Raw genomic sequence first — 17263 nt, 5'->3', positions numbered from 1 at the left:
GTCTGGCATGGCCAGGCACGACACGGCATAAAAAGCCGTTAAGCCCGCGTAATTGCGGGCTTTTTTATTTTTTGGTGTGGTACTGTCTCGCATCTTCAGGCAGTGCCAAGCATGAGTTTTTCATGGCATCAAACCTGGTGTCAGGGGGGATTACCATCTACCTTGATGTTGCAAGGAGTTACGCTGGGCGGCTATCGGCCAGAAGCAGACATTTAGCAGTTTGCGGGAGCTACGCTCCATTGCTTCAAAATCAGTTCTGCGGCTGCATCCGCGCTGGTTAGTGCTGTGTCTATTTTCAGACGCATCGATTGCCACGGCTCATAGTCTCGCGAGACAACGCTATCCCATGTCGGTAGCTTGAATCCAGGGATATCGGACTTCCGGCTCACCACTCGCCGCTTATGCTCTACCCGGTCCGAACACACAACTTCAACTTCGATAAATGGTGAAGCCGTTTTGATTGCCACTTCGCGCCAAGTGCGTCGGGTTATTTTCAGTGGATTCACGCTATCGGCGATCACCGGCACACCTAGCTCCAAGTTCGATGTGGCGAGTTCATAGGCCACCATATACCCTGTCGGGCCAACGCTTTTTTGGCCTCCCGACTGGAGGATAGCGTGTTCAATTGCATCGACGCGCAAATAAGCAGCGGGTCGCCTTTGCACTAAAAGCTGCGCAATGGTGCTTTTCCCAGAGCCCGGTAGACCGCCAAAGATTATCAGCATTGAAGAACCCCTTGGTAAGCGTGAAATACAACGCTACCACAGGAGAAAGTGATAAATAGCTTTGGATCGAAAGCTGCCATCACATGAGTGGACCAGGGACGGTAAGCTCGGTTTTCTGATTAGTTACCTTGCAAGTATCGTTCGTGATCGATTCAGAGGGTTTCCCTGTGCTTGTGACGTTTGATAGCAGCCGAAACAGCCTGACGTGAGACGCAGAGCTCACGGGCGATGGCTGCTTGACTCAACCCTTGGGCGAGGAGATCGTCAATAGTGCTGGCAGCTGCTTTGGGCGATTGGATTTCTTGGAGAAGCCGGTAGGCCTCGCGCCGGACGTAAGCGTGTGCCTCGATATCCCAAGTGGGCAAAGAGCCGCTATTGATGCCTTGCGACCAGATGGCCTCCATCAAACTCTCATACCCTGCCATGAATCTTCGGTCGCGTTGATAGGCGCGACGGGCCTCATCGCTGCGCTTTGGGTTATGCATTTCGCAATACCGCTTGCTTGGTTTGGCAGCTTTGTCATCTTGTCCAGGTTTGGGTGTGCTCCAGCCAGCTCACCGTGTTTTACGCATTCTTGATGCAAGGTCACTCGTCTACACAGTTTCGAGAGCCAGCGACGGAACGGTCGACGCGCATCTCAACGGCATCACAGTATTTGGTATATAGGCAGGATGCGGTATGGAGCCCCGGTTCGCCAGTTCAGTCGTGTTCATAGCGGCTCACGATAGCATTCGTTTTTCCTGGGGATTAGCGGCGACAAACTATCGTGCTGGCACGCCGTGTAGTGCACCGCCCCAGGCGGCAAGGCAGCAATAAACCCCCGGGGGCTATACTTGGCTGTCCTGACTTTGAATGTTTTACCGCACGCGAGATCAATGACTACTTTGCCGCCTTGCCCGAAATGCAATTCCACCTTCGTGTATGAAGACCAAGCCATGCTCGTCTGTCCGGAGTGCGCCCATGAGTGGTCGGCCTCGGAGGCGGGTGCTGCCGCGGGTGACGATGAGAAGGTCTATCGTGATGCGGCGGGCAATGTGCTGCAGGACGGCGATACCGTGACGGTCATCAAGGACCTGAAGCTCAAGGGGTCGGCCGGGGTGGTCAAGGTGGGTACCAAGGTGAAGAATATCCGGCTGGTCGACAGGGACCACGATATCGATTGCAAAATCGACGGTTTCGGCGCGATGAGTCTGAAAACGGAGTTTGTGAGGAAGGTGTCGGAGTAAGCCTCGCGGCTCGCAGGGGGTGTCGCTGAACGTCTATTGTGAGCGTGATGGGATGGGATGGCTTGACTAAAGTAGAGTCGGCCGGACGTAAGCGGGGTGCCGGCATTGGACAATGCCGGCACCCCGCTTACGTTCGTTTCTGCCCTGGCACGACGAGGCCAGACAGGTTTCTGCTTGCTCTGCGGCGGCCTCCCCGGGGGTAGCCGCCTGCGCCTCGGCTGTGTGTGTCCGGCCGGGTTGATCAGCGATGGCGTGCCCAGGATGCGCCGGGGTCGAGGGCGGATTGGTAGCGCCCGGCCTTGAGTTTTTCCAGTGATACGAGAAAGTGGCGGCGAAGTAGCGGGTCGCTCGTCAACTCACCATGAATGACCGACAGGAAGGCTTCACGTTCTTGCTGGAGGTCGTCGAAGGCGTGTTGAATGACTGCTTCGAACTCTTCGTCTGGGTGGCGCTGTGTCCGCAGAAAAGAGGGCAGAGGGGTTTCGTCTGCCGGGCTGGGCGCAGCGGGAGTGCGGTTACCCTGGCCCCTGACGGCGGCGGTCAGTCGTTCGTAGACTTCTTTGAAGTGCGGGTTTTGCATGTGCCTTTCGCGTTCGATTGCCGTTCTAGCCATTTCCAGGGCACTTTCGATGGCGGTCTTTTCGGCGAAGAGTTGATGCTTGAGTTCTGACGTGCCCGCTTGAAGGGCACTGGCGCGAGAGATGTGATGGCTGATCTCTGCCACCCCAGCGCTAAAGGACTGAAACAGGGCGGAGAATGTCCGTTTCGGCCGGGGGGCGGAGGGATCCGGAAGCTCGCGCGACGCGGCGGGCGTGCGCACCGGCTTCAAGGGGCGAGGTGATGCAGGTGACGCTGCAAGTGGCGGCGAGGCGATATTGCGCGGCTTGGGCTTATAGCTGCACACCGGGTAATTGGAGCAGGCGCTAAATGTTCCGTAGGGGCCCGTTCGTAGGACCAGCGCGCCCTGTTTGCAAGCCGGGCAGCGGTCTTCCTGGACGGGCTTGCCTTGCATGTCAGTCAGGGCCACGGCTCCCTCTTCCTGAAGCTCCCGGAGAAATGTCGAGCATTGGCCCTGGGCCGTGAACATTGCCACGCCGCGCCGGGCCCGGGTCAGGGCCACGTAGAACAGCCTGCGTTCTTCTGCCAAGGGGTAGTTGTCTGCCCTGGGCATGGCCAGCTCCAGCACCGGGTCGTCCGTGCGGGTGTTGGGAAAGCTACGCCGGCGCGGGGCGCTGATCATCTCCGGCAGGATGACGTAGTCGGCTTCACTGCCTTTGGCGCGGTGAATGGTGAGGAACGATATTTCCACCCAGCGGTTGAAGCGTTCCGGGTTGGCCGGCACATATTGCCGATCGGCGTTGTAGCGGCCCAGCACATAAATGGAAATTTTTCCGTTGCGCCCCAATGGGATCGTGCCCTCGCGCACACCCCGGGCCAAGTCCATGACGAATTGGTCGATGGCGTCGGCCAGTTCGCCTTTGTTGTCGACTTGAAACGCCTGGAGTGCCGGGCCCTGTGCCGGTGTGGACGAGTGCACTCGTTTGGGGAGTTGGTTGGGATTCTTGGATACGAATGCACCCGATACGTCGCACAGCGCCTGAGGGCAACGGAAGGTCTGTTCGAGTTTGAGCACCTGGCCATGGCCGAACCAGTCTTTAAAATTCGCCATCACGGAGACGTCGGCCCCCGCGAAACGGTTGATGGATTGCCAATCGTCGCCGACGGCAAAAAAGAATCGGCCTGAAGTTCTCACCAGGGCGCGACACAACCTGGCTCTGGCACGGGAGGCGTCCTGAAATTCGTCGGCCATCACGAGGTCGTAGGGGGATGCCACGCGGTTATTTTCCAGATGATCGGCGGCCAGGTTGAGCATGTCTTCAAAGTCGATCGCGCTCTCGGCCGCGAGCGCTTCGTCCCATGCCTTCATGACAGGGGTGGCGAGATCCAGGAACATCTGGTGGCGAAGCTTGAAGCTGCCTTTGGGCATGTCGTCCAGCCTTCGCTGCAAATCCGCCGGGCGCAATCCATTGCTTTTGGCGTGGCTCATGAAGGTGCGCATCAAGCCGATCAGTTCGAGTGATTCCAGGGGGCGTTGTCCCTCGTTTGGAATTTTCCGGTCCGGGTTGGGGTCGAGCACGAGCCCGCGGCCGGTCAGCTCCCGTTCCAGGCGGGCGAGGTCGTCGCCGTCACGTAAGCCGTGGGAGGTGGTTTCAAACAGGGCCGTGCCTTTCTCCGCATGCAGTTGGCGCTTCCAGATGACCCCGTCGAGGTAGCCTGCAAAGTGTTCTGGCGGCTTGCCTTCGGCGTTGAGGGCAAAGTGCTCGTGGTACAGGTCAATGTCGGGGTAATAGAAGTCGGGTTTGTATTGGCGGTGCTCTTCGTCGGCGGTGCGGTGGGGGTAAGGTGCCTCGTAGCGGTAATTCACGCCGTTCAGAAAGAGGAGGTTGGCAATCATGACCTCTTCCATGCTCTTTACCCGTTCGCCACGGTTGGTGAGCAGCGCGCCTTGGCCCTGGGCGTCCCATACGTCAGCGGCTTCCGGTGCGCCGAAGGGGGGCAGGCTGCGGCCGAAGACAAAGCGGAACAGATCCCATTGACGGCGAAACGTGGGAGAGCTGTCTTTCAATTGATCGACGATCCCGGTGAGCATGCGCACGCCGCCGGCCGGGTCCGTGGCCCAGTCGGGAATATCGGGCTTCTCTCCCGTCGCCTTGCCGATGAGGCGCAGACCCAGCGCGTGGAAGGTGGATGCTGCTACTTCGACATTGCTCATTCCCAGTCGTTCGAATGCCTGGGCCGCGCGTTCCTTGAGTTCTTGCGCAGCCTGTTTGTTGAATGCCAGGAGAATGATGCGCTTGGGATCAACCAAGCCGCGATGGATGGCGTAAGCGGCCTTGGCCACCATGGTGGAGGTCTTGCCCGAGCCGGCAGAGGCGATGACTTGCACGCGGTTGTCAAAACACACGACGGCGCGAGCCTGTTCCGGGGTAAGGGGTTTGCTCTCCACGCGGTCCAGCAGTGTCTTGCAGGCGACCAGCTCTCGTTCGACATGGGCGGCATTGAGCGTGGCCCAGTGGGCTGCATGGTCGGTTTGCCAGGCGGCGAGGGAGTGTTCGATTGCCGCGGCCGAGGCTCCCAGACGCGTGGCCACGCCGGGCTTCTTCAGGCGGGAGCGAAGCGCGTCGAGCGGAATGTCCGGGCGCGCTGCCAGCAAGGCCGCTTGTTGCTCATGCGTGAACCAGCGTCGTTGCTCCGCGCAACTACGTTCCTGGCGGGTCTTGAGGCTCAGCCAGTCATCGATGCTGCGTTGCCCGTTCTGAATAAACGTCAGGTCCTCGCGCAGGCGTTTCTCTGCCAGAGCGAGATTGAGCGCCTGAATGAGGGTGCTGCCTTGCGCATTGGGCAGGCCATCGGCTTTGATTTCCTGGCTTTGACCGGGGTGGAGCGTGATATCCGTCCAGAATGTTCCGGCATGGATGCGGTAGGCGCTTTCATCTTCGACGTTGACCGGGTAGACACGGCCGTTCACCGTCAAGCTGAGTTTCAGGTGATCCAGACGCAGATGCCAATCTGCCGACCGGGTCAGATGACGGCCCCACCACGAGGGCGTCCATTCTTTTTTCTCCCCGTGTGCCACGCTGGGCCGGGTGTGTGGCGGTGGGGGAGGCTGCGTCGTACCCGAGCTGTCACGAAACGGGGAAACCGTGTCGTGAGGATTGACGCTCGCTGGCGTATGCCACGAGTTATTTCGGTGTTTCGGGTCGCTCATCGCTCAGTCTTGTCGATCCAGGGCGGCGTTGGAATATCGCGCTTGGCGCCGCTCCGGTAGGGCGTGAATGTGAAGGCCGCGGGAGCGGCATTTCTGCCGGCCTGTTTGTCGTCGCCGATCCGGATTGCTACGTTGTTTTGGTTTCGCCAGGACGCAGGCATCAGGCGGTGGGCGGGGAGGCAGTGGATGCGTGTTCCGAAGCGGTATCGCCGGGCGAAAATCAAGCGGAACACGTCTTCTCAATCTGATCTGCACATCAAGCCGGGGGCCTGACCGCCTCTGCGTTTCCCCGAGGAGTTCCGTGGCGGTTGAGCGAAGCCCTTAACCGCCTCCGGGCTTGCCAGGAATCTGAAATTATTGATTATTGGGTATTTAAACTCAAATCAAGGCGGCGTCCCGACCTGGCTGGGCGGCGCTGCAAGCGCAGGTTCTGGCCTGCAATATCCCTGCGCCGGTCACGATTATCCCGAGACCTGGTTGCGGGGGCGCGCGATCCGGGCCTGGCTTGACTGCGATTGGGCGAGCTTGCGCATTCCAGGCTGTGCCGGGAAAACGGGTTCGTTCAGGCGTGTTTGCTGCCGGATCGCTGCCGGGTGATCTTGCCGGCAAAGAAAAAAGGCGCCGAAGCGCCTTTTTTGTTTTGCCGGGGGAAAGGCGGGTGCTTTGCCGGCGGCGCTGCCCGACCTTCATGGGAGATGGCCGCGCAGGTGCAGGACCTCAGACGCCGAGTTCGCCGCGGATGAGGGCCGCGCCAGCGGCCAGGGCGTGCAGTTTGCCGCGGGCGACGTGGCGGGGCAGGGGGGCCATGCCGCAGTTGGTGCTGGGATAGAGCTTGTCGGCGTCCACGAACTTCAGGGCTTTTCGCAGGGTGTTGGCGACGTCTTCCGGGGTTTCGATGGTGTTGGTGGCCACGTCGATGGCGCCCACCATCACTTTCTTGCCCCGGATGAGTTCGATCAGGTCCATGGGCACGTGGGAGTTCTGGCATTCCAGCGAGATGATATCGATGCCGGATTGCTGCAGTTTGGGGAAGGACTCTTCGTACTGGCGCCATTCGGAGCCGAGCGTCTTTTTCCAGTCGGTGTTGGCCTTGATGCCGTAGCCGTAGCAGATATGGACGGCAGTTTCGCATTTGAGGCCTTCGATCGCGCGTTCGAGGGTGGCGATGCCCCAGTCATTGACTTCGTCGAAGAAGACGTTGAAGGCGGGTTCGTCGAACTGGATGATATCGACGCCGGCGGCTTCGAGTTCCTTGGCCTCCTGGTTCAGGAGCTTGGCGAATTCCCAGGCGAGTTTTTCGCGGCTCTTGTAGTGAGCGTCATAGAGCGTGTCGATCATCGTCATGGGGCCGGGCAGGGCCCACTTGATGGGCTGCCTGGTCTGCTGGCGCAGAAACCTGGCGTCCTCGACAAAGACGGGCTTGGGGCGGCTGACCGCGCCCACGACGGTGGGGACGCTGGCGTCGTAGCGGTCGCGGATGCGCACGGTTTCACGCTTTTCGAAGTCGACGCCGCTGAGGTGTTCGATGAAGGTCGTGACGAAGTGCTGGCGGGTCTGTTCACCGTCGCTGACGATGTCGATGCCGGCGCTTTGCTGCTCCTGCAGGGCGATGCGCAAGGCGTCCTGTTTGGCTTCGGCCAGAGCGTCGCCTTCCAGTTTCCAGGGCGACCAGAGTTTCTCGGGTTCGGCGAGCCAGGAGGGTTTGGGCAGGCTGCCTGCGGTGGAGGTGGGCAAGAGGGTTTTCATAGGAATGAGTCAGTTTGTTATGGGTTGATCAGAGCGCGTAAGCGGCGGCCCACTGGTCGAGTACGTTCTTGTACGGTTTGATGAAGTGCTCTTCGGTGAACTTGCCCTGCTTGACGGCGAGCTGGCTGCGCTCTTCGCGGTCGTAGACGATCTGCGTCGAGGAATAATCGGCGTTTTTCAGGCTGGGCTGATAGCGTTTGCCGGCCGGCGAGTTGGCGTTGTAGATCTCGGGCCGGTAGATGCGCTGGAATGTTTCCATCGTGCTGATCGTGCCGATCAGCTCGAGATTGCTGTAGTCGTTCAGCAGGTCGCCCTGGAAGTAGAAGGCCAGGGGCGCCACGCTGCCGGGCGGCATGAAGAAGCGGACCTGCAGGCCCATTTTCTCGAAGTACTGGTCCGTCGAGGAGAACGCATCCTGCTGGTATTCCACGCCCAGAATGGGATGCTGGTTGTCGGTGCGTTGATAGGTTTTGCTGGTCGAGACGCTGATGCAGATGACCGGCGGCTTGCCGAAGCGGGCCTTGTAGGCGCTGGAGTCCACAAAGTGCTTGAACAGCTTGCCGTGCAGGTCACCGAAATCGTCCGGGGTGCTGAAAGTGGGCTGGTTCTGGTTGTGTTGCAGCAGATAGACGCTGAAGTCGTAGTCGCGGACATAGGAGGAGAAGTTGTTCCCTACGATGCCCGGGATGCGCTGGCCGGTCTTCTTGTCGACGATGGTCGTCTCCAGGATTTCGATCAGCGGAAACGTGTCATGGCGTCCGTCGGCGTCGACGCTCATCTCCGCGGAGATGATGTCGAGTTCTACGCCATAGCGATCGCCGGTCGGGTTGTCCCATTGCGCCAGGCTGTTGAACCGGTTGTCTATCATCCGCAGGGTATTGCGCAGGTTTTCCTGGCGGCTGGCGCCCCTGGCCAGATTGGCGAAGTTGGTGGTCAGGCGCGTGTTGTCGGAGGGCTGGTAATCCTCGTCAAAACGCAGGCTCTTGAGGCTGAAGGCAAAGTTCTGGTTCATTGTTATCTGATGCAATGGTTTCCGCAGAGGAAGCCGGTGTGTTGATTTTCTGTATGGCCTGGCGGGCGCTGCCGCTTCAGGCCGCCGCCCGTTCTTTTGCCTGGGCGGATCCGGGCTGATGGGTCAGCCCGACCAGGGGCAGGGCCCGCTGGACTGCGAGCCGGGCACGCTGGATCAGGGCTTCGTCATGCACGCGGTAGTCCATGAAATCCTTGTCGGTCGCGTAGACGCCCAACGGCAAGGTGCGCGCCTGGAAAAAGCTGAACAAGGGGCGCAACTGGTGATCGATCATCAGCGCATGGCGCTCGCTGCCGCCGGTGGCAGCCAGCAGGACGGGCTTGTCGATGAGCGCATCCTGGTGGATGAAGTCGAAGAAGTGCTTGAACAGCCCGGTATAAGAGCCGCGGTACACCGGCGTGGCGACAACCAGCACATCGGCTTGTTCGACCATGGCCAGTTCTTGCTCCACCAGATCGGGCAGGTGGGAGCGCCAGACGGCGCCCGAAAAGTGCGGCGCCAGCTGGCCCAGTTCGATCAGGCGGGCCTCGCAGGGGAGGGCCTGGGCAATCAGCGCCAGCAGGTGCTCAGTAAGGGCCGCCGCCTTGGAGGGGCGTTGCATGCCGCCCGAAACCGCCACGACGCGCAGTGGATGTGTCATTGCTACTTCTATGGGAATTGATCTGTGCGGCGCCCGGGTCTTGTCCCTGGCTTCGCCCCTGGTCTTTGTCTGCGGTGGCTGCGTTCAGCCGCTTGTGCGTCTGCGTTTCCCCGCCCCGGCAAGGGGGGAGTGCTGTCCGCAGCGGGCGAGGCCATCCGGAGCCGGCCGAAGCGGCGCACCTTGCGCAAAACGCTGCAGCGCGGCGGGCCAGCCGGGCTGGTATTCCCCTGCGTTCAGGGGGAACGTCAGCGCCGTGGCCGCCTCTGCATGGTGCAAACAAAAATAGGACTCGATGGTAGCCAGGGGAGATCATGAAGTAAAATGGATTTATTTCACGTATCCATGAAATTCACTCATTCGAATGCTTGAGCGTATCCATCTCAGTATCGTGCAGCAGGTCGAGCAGCAGGGTTCCCTGACCGCCGCGGCTGGTGTGTTGAACCTGACCCAGTCGGCCCTGAGCCACAGCATGAAAAAGCTGGAGCAGCAGCTGGGCACGGAGGTCTGGCTGCGCGAAGGCCGCAGTTTGCGGCTGACGCAGGCTGGCCAGTATCTGCTGGCGGTGGCCAACCGCGTGCTGCCGCAGCTGGACCTGGCCGAGGAGCGGCTGGGCCAGTTTGCCCAGGGCGAGCGGGGCGCGCTGCGTATCGGCATGGAATGCCATCCCTGCTACCAGTGGCTGCTCAAGGTGGTGTCGCCCTATCTGGCAGCCTGGCCGGATGTGGATGTGGACGTGAAACAGAAGTTTCAGTTTGGCGGCATAGGTGCGCTCTTCGGGTACGAAATCGATCTGCTGGTCACGCCCGATCCCTTGTACAAGCCGGGCCTGAAGTTCGAGCCGGTGTTCGATTACGAGCAGGTACTGGTCGTGCCCCGGGGCCATGCGCTGGCGTCGGCCGCCTATGTCAAACCCGAACAACTGACGCGCGAAGTGCTCATCAGTTACCCGGTCGATATCGAGCGGCTGGATATCTATAACCAGTTCCTGCTGCCGGCAGGCGTCACGCCCCGGCGCCACAAAACCATCGAAACCACTGACATCATGCTGCAGATGGTGGCCAGCGGGCGGGGCGTGGCCGCCTTGCCGCGCTGGCTGGTCGAGGAGTATGCGGCCAAGATGGATGTGGTGCCCCTGCGCCTGGGGGCACGAGGCATCGCCAAGCATATTTTCCTGGGAGCGCGCGAAGCCGATATCGCCATTGATTATGTGCGCGCCTTCATCGCCCTGGCCCGCCAGCCGGTGGCGGCGATGTCATGACGTTTTTTTCCTGCCTCCCTGATGTCCGGCAAGCATGCCAACGGTTTTGATTTCTCCTGATATCCGCCGGCATGCCGGCCGCCTCATCGAGGCCTATTCGCTGGAGGTCGGCGTGAAGGACCTGCCGGCGCTGCGCACCGCAGCGTCGCGGATTCCGCCGGGGACGAGCATTGCCATCCCTTATCTGCCGGGGCAGGATGACGACGCGCGGCTGGCGGCGGCCGTTGCGGTGCGCGCGCTGGGCTTTGAGCCCATGCTGCATCTGTCAGCGCGCCGCATTGCGTCGCAGGTCGAGCTGGAATCCTTCGTGGCGCGTGCCGTGGCCGAGGCCGCAGTGCAGCGGTGCTTCGTCATCGCGGGAGACCCGGCCTCGCCCCTGGGGCCGTTTGGCGACAGTGCGTCCCTGATCGAGACCGGCGTTTTCGAGCGGGCCGGGATCAAGGAGATCGGGGTGGGCGGCCATCCCGAAAGCCATCCGGTGATGAGCCCGGCCGATCGTTGGGCGGTGCTCGAGCGCAAATGCGGCAATATTGCGCAGCGTGGCATGAGCCCCCTGATCGTCACGCAGTTTGCGTTTGATGCCGATGCCGTATTGGCCTGGCTGCTGGCGCTGCGCGAGCGCGGCATCCGATGCCCCGTGCGTCTGGGCGTGCCGGGCCCGGCCGGCGTCGCGGTGCTGGCGCGCTATGCCGCGCTGTGCGGCGTGAGCGCCTGCGCGTCCATGTGGGCCAAGTATGGGCTCTCCCTCGGCAAGCTCTTTGCCACGGCAGGGCCCGACCGGTTCGTGGACCGCCTGGGCGCCGAACTGACCGACACCCACGGGCCGGTGAGTCTGCATTTCTTTCCCTTTGGCGGCATTGAAAAGACCGTCAAATGGGTCGAGCAGTATCGGGCGGGCGGTGGCGGACAGTGATGGGCAGTGGTGACGTGATTTGCCAAATGCGATGCAGGTAAGAGACAGCACGCTCTCGTGTCTTTCCGATTTCATCGCCAGGCTCGCTGGCAAGTGGTGCCATGTTTGATGCGCTGATCCGGAGGGAACTAAGGTGCAACGCTTAGCCGTTGGGAGATTTCCCTGACGTCATGCAGGGTATCTAGGTTGCGCAGACAGCGCGCTAGTGCGTGAGCCTGGTCTTTTGTCAGCGGCGGCTGGGCGGAGGAGCAGCAGGCGTGGAATTTGGCGTTCTGTTCGTCCAGGCTCAAGGGCAGCTCGGGACTACCCGGGTACACCGGCATAAAGAGGGTGAATTGGCGGCCGTCCTTGAGGCGCAGTTCGATGCGCTGGGGACTCATGGCATTGGGATCGGGGTTGCCATCGTCGAGTACTCGAATGCGAGCAGCCAGTTTGAAGGTTGGGGCGTGGGTGAGGGCTTCCGGATCGAAGTCTGAGATGCCGACGCGGCCGCGCAACAAGGCGGTGGCCATGGTGTAGCTCATGCAGAGGCGGGCGGTAGCGGAGTCCATGCCAGGGTGGGCGTCGCGGCCGACGAGCCTGACAATGAGTGAGGAGGCGTAAACAATGACATGCTCGATGTCGTCGGCCTGCAGGGCGTGCTCATTCTTTAACTGAAGCATGGCGGCGATGCCGCTATGGGTGGCGCGACCTGTGGGGTAGGGTTTGTGGCTCATCCGGGTGATCTGGAAGTTGCGGCCGACCCCGGCCTGCACATCAGCCCAGTCGGCCTGGCCGGCGTCGTAGAGGGCAAAGTAGCCATAGGGGCCTTCCAGGATATCGCGGGGACCCGGGAATCCGGCTCGTGCCAGCTCGAAGGCCGTGACTGCGGCGCGGGCGTTCAGGCCCACCTGCAGACCTACGGCGGGGGAGCCTTCGATATGTGCCTGCATGGTGCCAGAAAGATGGCTGTAGGCAAGACCGAGCGCGTTGCGGGTGGTCTCTTCATCCTGGTCAGCGAGTTTGCAAAGGGTAGCGGTGGCGCCCAGGCCCCCACACATGGCAGGCCGGAAAAAACGCATTGGCGCACGCTGCGCCAGTGCGACGTAGATCGCGAAGTCCAGTCCGGCGGTGATGGCGGTAATGAGTTGCCGACCGTTGATGCCGCCTTCTCGCTCCGCGTAGCCTATGGCGGCCGGTACGATGCAGGCGAAGGCATGAACGACGGCGCGGTCATGGATGGCATCGAACTCTTGGTTGAAGACCTGGTAAGCGTTCAACATGGCTGCTGAGGCCAAGGGCAGGCGTTCGCCGCTCGCCCATACGGTGGCTTCCGTACCATTGCCGAGCGCTCTGGCGGCCTGCCGCAGTGCGGGCATGCGCGGATGACGAGACCCGGACAGGCCGACACCGATGGCGTCCAGGATGAATGTCTTGGCGGCATCGGTGGCGGCGGGCGGGAGATCTTCGTAGCGCAACTGCAATAAGTGGTTAATCAGGGTGTCAATCGCGCTCATGCCGGGGAGTCCATGTGGGGAGCGGGAATCTGTTGCATATACCAGTCATGCAGGGCGTTGCCTGTTACGAAGGTGGTCATCGGGTGTTGTTGCAGGAGGTCGAGCATGCCGACCAGATCGGCATAGCGATGAGGCACACCCATCAGGTGTGGATGCAGTCCTAGCGTGAGGATGCGGGGGCAGCCGGCAGCGCGGGCCTCTGCCGCGTATAGATCAAGGGTTTTTTCTACGCGTCGACCGAATTCGCCGGTGGCGTGTTTCTCGACCGCGTGGATCACTGAGTCGTTCAACTCCAGTGCATAGGGCAAGGCCAGGAGAGGACGGGATGTAGTTTGCATCCAGTTAGGCAAGTCATCCAGGCACCAATCGAACAGATAGTCGATGCCGGCACGTGCCAGAAGGTCGGGTGTGTCCGGGGTTTCACGCAAGCCGGGAGAGAGCCAGCCGCGGGGACGGGTTCCGGTAAAGGTTTCGATACGCCCCAATGCGGCCGAGATGTTGTGGGCCTCGTCATCGCGGTCCTGTGGCGAGACTGCCCGCTGGTGGATACCGTGGCCGATGAATTCCCAACCCGCACGTAGCAGCGCTTCAGCAACTTGTGGGTAGGCGTCGATGACCGAGGCGTTCAGACTGGCCGAGGCTGGCAGGCCGCGGCTGGATATGGCGTCGATGAGGCGCGGCAGTCCGCAGCGCAGGCCGTATTCGGCCCAGCTGAAGTTGGGGATGTCGGGTACCGCCTCGCGGCCGTGTGGGGCGGTAAGCAGCGTGCGCGGCATGGGTTGGTCAAAGGGCCAGTGTTCGACATTGACCACCAAGTGCACCAGGATGGCGCTACCGTCGAGTGGTGCCAGCGGCGGGCGCTGGCTGGAGAGCAGAAATGGGATGCGTGGATTGTTCATGGCAGGGAGGTCACGGATCAGGGTTGCTTAGAGACCGAGAAAACGCGGCTCGCGTTTCTCGGCGAACGCCCGGCGGCCTTCGGCGTAGTCTTCGCTATCGAAACACTGCTGTACCAGGGCCGCTATCGTATCGAGCTGGCGGGCGTCGGGTGCGCTAATGGACGCCAGTATGGTGGCCTTTGCCGCCCGCAGGGAGAGGGGGGCGTGGGAGGCGATTCCATGGACGCGCGCCCAGGTCTGGCGGGAGAAATCGTCCTCGTTAAAACACTCCTGGATCAAGCCGCGGCGTTCGGCTTGGCCGGCGTTCAGGGTACGGGCGGTATAGAACAGCTCGAAGGCTGCGGCAGGCCCCATGACCTGGACCACGCGACGCATATCCTCCAGGCCGTATCCAAGACCCAGGCGGACTGCCGGCATACGAAAGCTAGCGCTGGCACTGGCGTAGCGCAGGTCACAAGCCAACGCCAGGCCGATGCCGCCACCCATGCAGGCGCCCCGGATCAATGCGACCGTCGGGGCAGGGAATTGCGCCAGTTGCAACTGGGCTTCGGCGACCGCCTCGTTGTAGCAGGTCACGGCTGCATGGCCGTCGCGTGTCTGTCCGAACTCGCTGATGTCGGCGCCTGACACGAAAGCACGGGTGCCGGCACCCGTGAGTGTCAGTACGCGGATGCGGGTCTGCGCCAGTTCCCGCAAGACCTCAGCGAGTTGCTTCCACATGTGCAGGGTCATGGCATTGCGCCGTTCGGCGTTGTCGACCGTGAGTGCGGCGATGCCGTCTTGCAGGTCGACCTTGATTTTCCCGCTAGTCATACGACACCTTCGTCATAGAGGTGTTCGACCTCGTTGTCCTGATAGCCCAGCTCGGCCAGCATTTCCCGGGTGTGTTCGCCCCAGCCCGGGGCAGGCCGGACGATATGAGCCGGAGTACGGGTCAGGGTGACCGGTTGCGAGATCAGGTGGTATTCGTGGCCTGTGTCGTCTGCCACGGACTGCGCAACAGCCAGGTGCTTGACCTGGGCGTCATCGAAGACCTGCGGGATGGAGTAGACCGGGCCAGCCGGCACGCCGATCTGATTAAGCCGTTCGACCCAATGAGCGACGGTATGTTGGCTGAAACACCTGGCGAGGGAAGCATTGAGCGCTGTGCGGTTGAGTACCCGGAGTTTTTCGGTCGCGTAGCGTGGATCGTCCAGCCATTGCGGCTTGTCCAGGCATTCGCACAGCCGGCGCCAGTTTCCTTCGCCAGATGCTCCCAGATTAAAGGTACCGTCGCTGGCCTCGAACAGCCCCATGGGGCTGCTAGTCGGATGGTCGTTGCCGGCTTGTACCGGGGTGTCTCCGTCGTTCAGGTAGCGTGCGGCCTGGAAGTCCATCAAGGCGATCTGGGTGTGCAGCAGGGAGCTGTGGACCCATTGCCCTTGGCCAGAGTGTTCCCTTTCTAGCAAGGCAAGCAGAATGCCGACGGCCGCATAGATACCGGTGCTGCAGTCGGCCACGGCCAGCCCGGCTCGCAAGGGGCCGCCGCCTGGAAAGCCTGTAACGGACATTAGCCCGCCCATGCCTTGGATTATCTGGTCAAATCCCGGGCGAGGGGCGTAGGGACCATCCTGGCCGAAGCCAGAAATGCTGGCGAGAATGATGCGAGGGTTGATGGCACGCAAGGTTTCATAATCCACACCCAGGCGCGTCTTGACGTCGGGACGCCAGTTTTCGACCACCACGTCGGCGGTGGCGACCAATTGTTTGAACACGGCCAGCCCTGCAGGCTTTTTCAGGTTCAGCGTCATGGAGCGCTTGTTGCGATTCAGATTCTGGAAGTCGCCACCATTGCGGTCGGCAGCGAACATGGCTTCGTTCGGGTCTATGCCGGCTGGCGGTTCGATACGGATCACATCGGCTCCGAAGTCGGCCAGGATACGCACGCAGGTCGGACCAGCCCGTACGCGCGAGAGATCCAGCACGCGCAGGCGGGAGAGAGGGGTGGAGGCATTGATTCTGGCCATGGGATTCCGGGGTCAGGGTTGCAGGATAGTGGAAAAAGGTAGGGCGAACTGGTGTGCAAAGGCCAGCAGCAGGGCTTCGCTGCCAGGCGCGCCCAGCGCCTGTATGGAGATCGGGCGTCCCCGTGCATCAATGCCGATGGGCATGACCAGTGCCGGTAGTCCCAGGTAGTTGACGTAGGCATGGTGGCGATGCAGCGCCGCTAGCGCGCGCGGTTGGAATCCTGCGCTGGTGGTGGTGACATCGTCGCGGTCCGGTACCCCTTGCGGCAGACAGGGTGTAAGGAACAGGTCGGCGCCAGCCAGATGGCGGGCGAGGAAGGCTCGGCGCAACGGCTCGATGCTTGCTATCGCATAGCGGTACCAGATCGCCGGGATCGCCCAGCCTGATAGGGCGATGGCTTGGGTGGAAGGCGCTAGCGTGGCCAGTTCATGGCGAACATCGCCGGCGAGCGTGGCGGCTGCCTCGACGTGCAGCACGATCTGCGCCAGTCGATTCAGGCGCTCCAGGTCGGGGGCGGCGCAGGCATGAAGTCGGGTTGTGATCCGCAAACGCTGTTCGAAGGCGGTGGTGGCTGCAAGCACGTCATTGCGGGTTTCGTCTGCGGACAGGGCGGAGGCGATCCGCCAGTGGCGTGAGCGGGAGACGGCGGCCTCGATTTCGGATGCATGCTTGGGCAGGTCGGGCTCTGCTGAGCCAGGACTCAGCAGGGAAGCGTAGACGTAGGCTGTATCGAGAGCATCGCGGCCTACCAGGCCCACGGTATCGAGTGTGGGTGCCAGCGCCGCTACGCCATCCGACGGTAGCAGGCCTCGAGTCGGCTTCAGGCCGATCAGGCCGCAGGTCGCGGCCGGCATGCGGACTGAACCGGCCGTATCCGTGCCAAGCGAAACCGGGACCAGACCCGCAGCGACTGCAGCAGCGCAACCGCTGGAGGATCCGCCCAGGGCGGCTGTCGGGTCGAGGGGGTTGAGTAGTACGGGGTGGTGGGGATTTTCAGCCGTCGCGCCGCAAGCATGCTCGGCCATGGCTAGTGTGCCGAGGTTGAGTGCGCCGTGCGCCTGCAGACGACGCAACACCGTCGCGATGGGGCCGGGCGTCTGGTGACGCCGGGGACGTCCACAACCTGGTGCTTGCCATCCGGTTTCGAAAACATCTTTGTGGGCGAGCGCGACACCTTGCAGCAACCCATTGGTGGGAGCACCGAGCGACTCGAGTGGGGCACATCGTGTGACGCAGCCCGGCGAGGCTATGTGTTCCCGGAAGGCGGCGGCCTGCGCCAGGATCAGTGCAGCGCGTCGTGCCTCCGGTGTCTGGCTGTGGCGGAGGTGCATTTCGCTGACGGAGAGAGCGTGCACGGGCTCAGTCATGTTGATGTTCCGCAACTGGAATCTCGGACTGCACAACAGCCAGGCGTAACAGGGTACGTGCGATGGCCGCCTGCATGGCAGGGGTGGCGGCAAGTCCATTCGTTGCGCACACCAAAGCCACCCAGCTCTGCCAATCCTGCTTGAACGAGTCGTTCATGGTCGTCACCTCCTGCTAAGCTTTGCTCTT

Annotated in this window: 16 protein-coding genes; 3 read left to right on the top strand and 13 right to left on the bottom strand. The window is 61.8% G+C overall.

The features are described 5' to 3' along the window. Positions 1 to 212: 212 nt before the first annotated feature. Together A7V84_RS20905 and A7V84_RS19580 are read right to left on the bottom strand one after the other, a co-directional pair. On the bottom strand, positions 213 to 725 hold the full coding sequence (locus A7V84_RS20905; protein ID WP_082833006.1) for a P-loop nucleotide/nucleoside kinase family protein: 513 nt from the start codon (positions 723 to 725) through the stop codon (positions 213 to 215). A gap of 152 nt (positions 726 to 877) precedes the next feature. Beyond that, positions 878 to 1129 carry a helix-turn-helix domain-containing protein gene (locus A7V84_RS19580; protein WP_052125566.1) on the bottom strand — a complete coding sequence of 84 codons (252 nt, stop codon included), beginning with the start codon at positions 1127 to 1129 and terminating at the stop codon, positions 878 to 880. A 471-nt stretch (positions 1130 to 1600) separates the two neighbouring features. Here A7V84_RS19580 and A7V84_RS19575 point away from each other — a divergent pair, with 471 nt between their 5' ends. Further along, positions 1601 to 1951, top strand: a complete 351-nt coding sequence (locus tag A7V84_RS19575) for a zinc ribbon domain-containing protein YjdM (protein ID WP_063492107.1) — start codon at positions 1601 to 1603, stop codon at positions 1949 to 1951. Between the two features lie 241 nt (positions 1952 to 2192). Here the strand turns inward: A7V84_RS19575 and A7V84_RS20900 are convergent, their stop codons facing one another. The 5 genes from A7V84_RS20900 to msuE all read right to left on the bottom strand — a co-directional run bounded on the left by A7V84_RS20900 (position 2193) and on the right by msuE (position 9136). After that, on the bottom strand, positions 2193 to 5720 hold the full coding sequence (locus tag A7V84_RS20900) for a UvrD-helicase domain-containing protein (RefSeq protein WP_082833007.1): 3528 nt from the start codon (positions 5718 to 5720) through the stop codon (positions 2193 to 2195). Then, positions 5717 to 5953 carry a hypothetical protein gene (locus A7V84_RS21285; protein ID WP_127070806.1) on the bottom strand — a complete coding sequence of 79 codons (237 nt, stop codon included), beginning with the start codon at positions 5951 to 5953 and terminating at the stop codon, positions 5717 to 5719. The genes A7V84_RS20900 and A7V84_RS21285 overlap by 4 nt, the downstream gene beginning before the upstream one ends. A gap of 484 nt (positions 5954 to 6437) precedes the next feature. After that, positions 6438 to 7466 (bottom strand): methionine synthase, encoded by a 1029-nt coding sequence (locus tag A7V84_RS19565; protein ID WP_063492108.1) that lies wholly within the window; start codon positions 7464 to 7466, stop codon positions 6438 to 6440. 28 nt (positions 7467 to 7494) lie between these two features. Continuing rightward, the gene (locus tag A7V84_RS19560; protein WP_025517391.1) at positions 7495 to 8478 is read right to left on the bottom strand and encodes a DUF1852 domain-containing protein; all 984 of its coding nucleotides are present in this window, start codon (positions 8476 to 8478) and stop codon (positions 7495 to 7497) included. Positions 8479 to 8554: 76 nt separating this feature from the next. Beyond that, positions 8555 to 9136 carry an FMN reductase gene (msuE, locus tag A7V84_RS19555; protein ID WP_025517389.1) on the bottom strand — a complete coding sequence of 194 codons (582 nt, stop codon included), beginning with the start codon at positions 9134 to 9136 and terminating at the stop codon, positions 8555 to 8557. Positions 9137 to 9497: 361 nt separating this feature from the next. Between msuE and A7V84_RS19550 the strand changes: the two genes are divergently transcribed. Next, positions 9498 to 10394: a LysR family transcriptional regulator gene (locus A7V84_RS19550; protein ID WP_025517387.1), complete on the top strand. Its 897-nt coding sequence runs from the start codon at positions 9498 to 9500 to the stop codon at positions 10392 to 10394. 34 nt (positions 10395 to 10428) lie between these two features. Next, positions 10429 to 11307: a methylenetetrahydrofolate reductase gene (locus A7V84_RS19545; protein ID WP_063492109.1), complete on the top strand. Its 879-nt coding sequence runs from the start codon at positions 10429 to 10431 to the stop codon at positions 11305 to 11307. Between the two features lie 128 nt (positions 11308 to 11435). Here A7V84_RS19545 and A7V84_RS19540 read toward each other — a convergent pair whose 3' ends face one another. From A7V84_RS19540 to A7V84_RS21280, 6 genes are read right to left on the bottom strand one after another with little or no spacing between them, the layout of a single operon-like run. Then, the gene (locus A7V84_RS19540) at positions 11436 to 12803 is read right to left on the bottom strand and encodes an MmgE/PrpD family protein (RefSeq protein ID WP_063492110.1); all 1368 of its coding nucleotides are present in this window, start codon (positions 12801 to 12803) and stop codon (positions 11436 to 11438) included. Further along, positions 12800 to 13702 carry a polysaccharide deacetylase family protein gene (locus tag A7V84_RS19535; RefSeq protein ID WP_063492111.1) on the bottom strand — a complete coding sequence of 301 codons (903 nt, stop codon included), beginning with the start codon at positions 13700 to 13702 and terminating at the stop codon, positions 12800 to 12802. Before A7V84_RS19535 ends, A7V84_RS19540 begins: the two co-directional genes overlap by 4 nt. A gap of 27 nt (positions 13703 to 13729) precedes the next feature. Next, positions 13730 to 14515: an enoyl-CoA hydratase gene (locus A7V84_RS19530; RefSeq protein ID WP_063492112.1), complete on the bottom strand. Its 786-nt coding sequence runs from the start codon at positions 14513 to 14515 to the stop codon at positions 13730 to 13732. Next, positions 14512 to 15708 (bottom strand): CaiB/BaiF CoA transferase family protein, encoded by a 1197-nt coding sequence (locus A7V84_RS19525; RefSeq protein ID WP_063492113.1) that lies wholly within the window; start codon positions 15706 to 15708, stop codon positions 14512 to 14514. Before A7V84_RS19525 ends, A7V84_RS19530 begins: the two co-directional genes overlap by 4 nt. Before the next feature lie 12 nt (positions 15709 to 15720). Next, on the bottom strand, positions 15721 to 17076 hold the full coding sequence (locus tag A7V84_RS19520; RefSeq protein WP_063492114.1) for an amidase: 1356 nt from the start codon (positions 17074 to 17076) through the stop codon (positions 15721 to 15723). After that, complete coding sequence (locus A7V84_RS21280) at positions 17069 to 17233, bottom strand: hypothetical protein (RefSeq protein ID WP_156507935.1); 165 nt, start codon at positions 17231 to 17233, stop codon at positions 17069 to 17071. The genes A7V84_RS19520 and A7V84_RS21280 overlap by 8 nt, the downstream gene beginning before the upstream one ends. Between the last annotated feature and the right edge of the window lie 30 nt (positions 17234 to 17263).

This window comes from Bordetella trematum (assembly GCF_900078335.1).
Lineage (GTDB): Bacteria > Pseudomonadota > Gammaproteobacteria > Burkholderiales > Burkholderiaceae_B > Bordetella > Bordetella trematum.
This window is presented reverse-complemented; position numbering and strand designations above follow the sequence as displayed.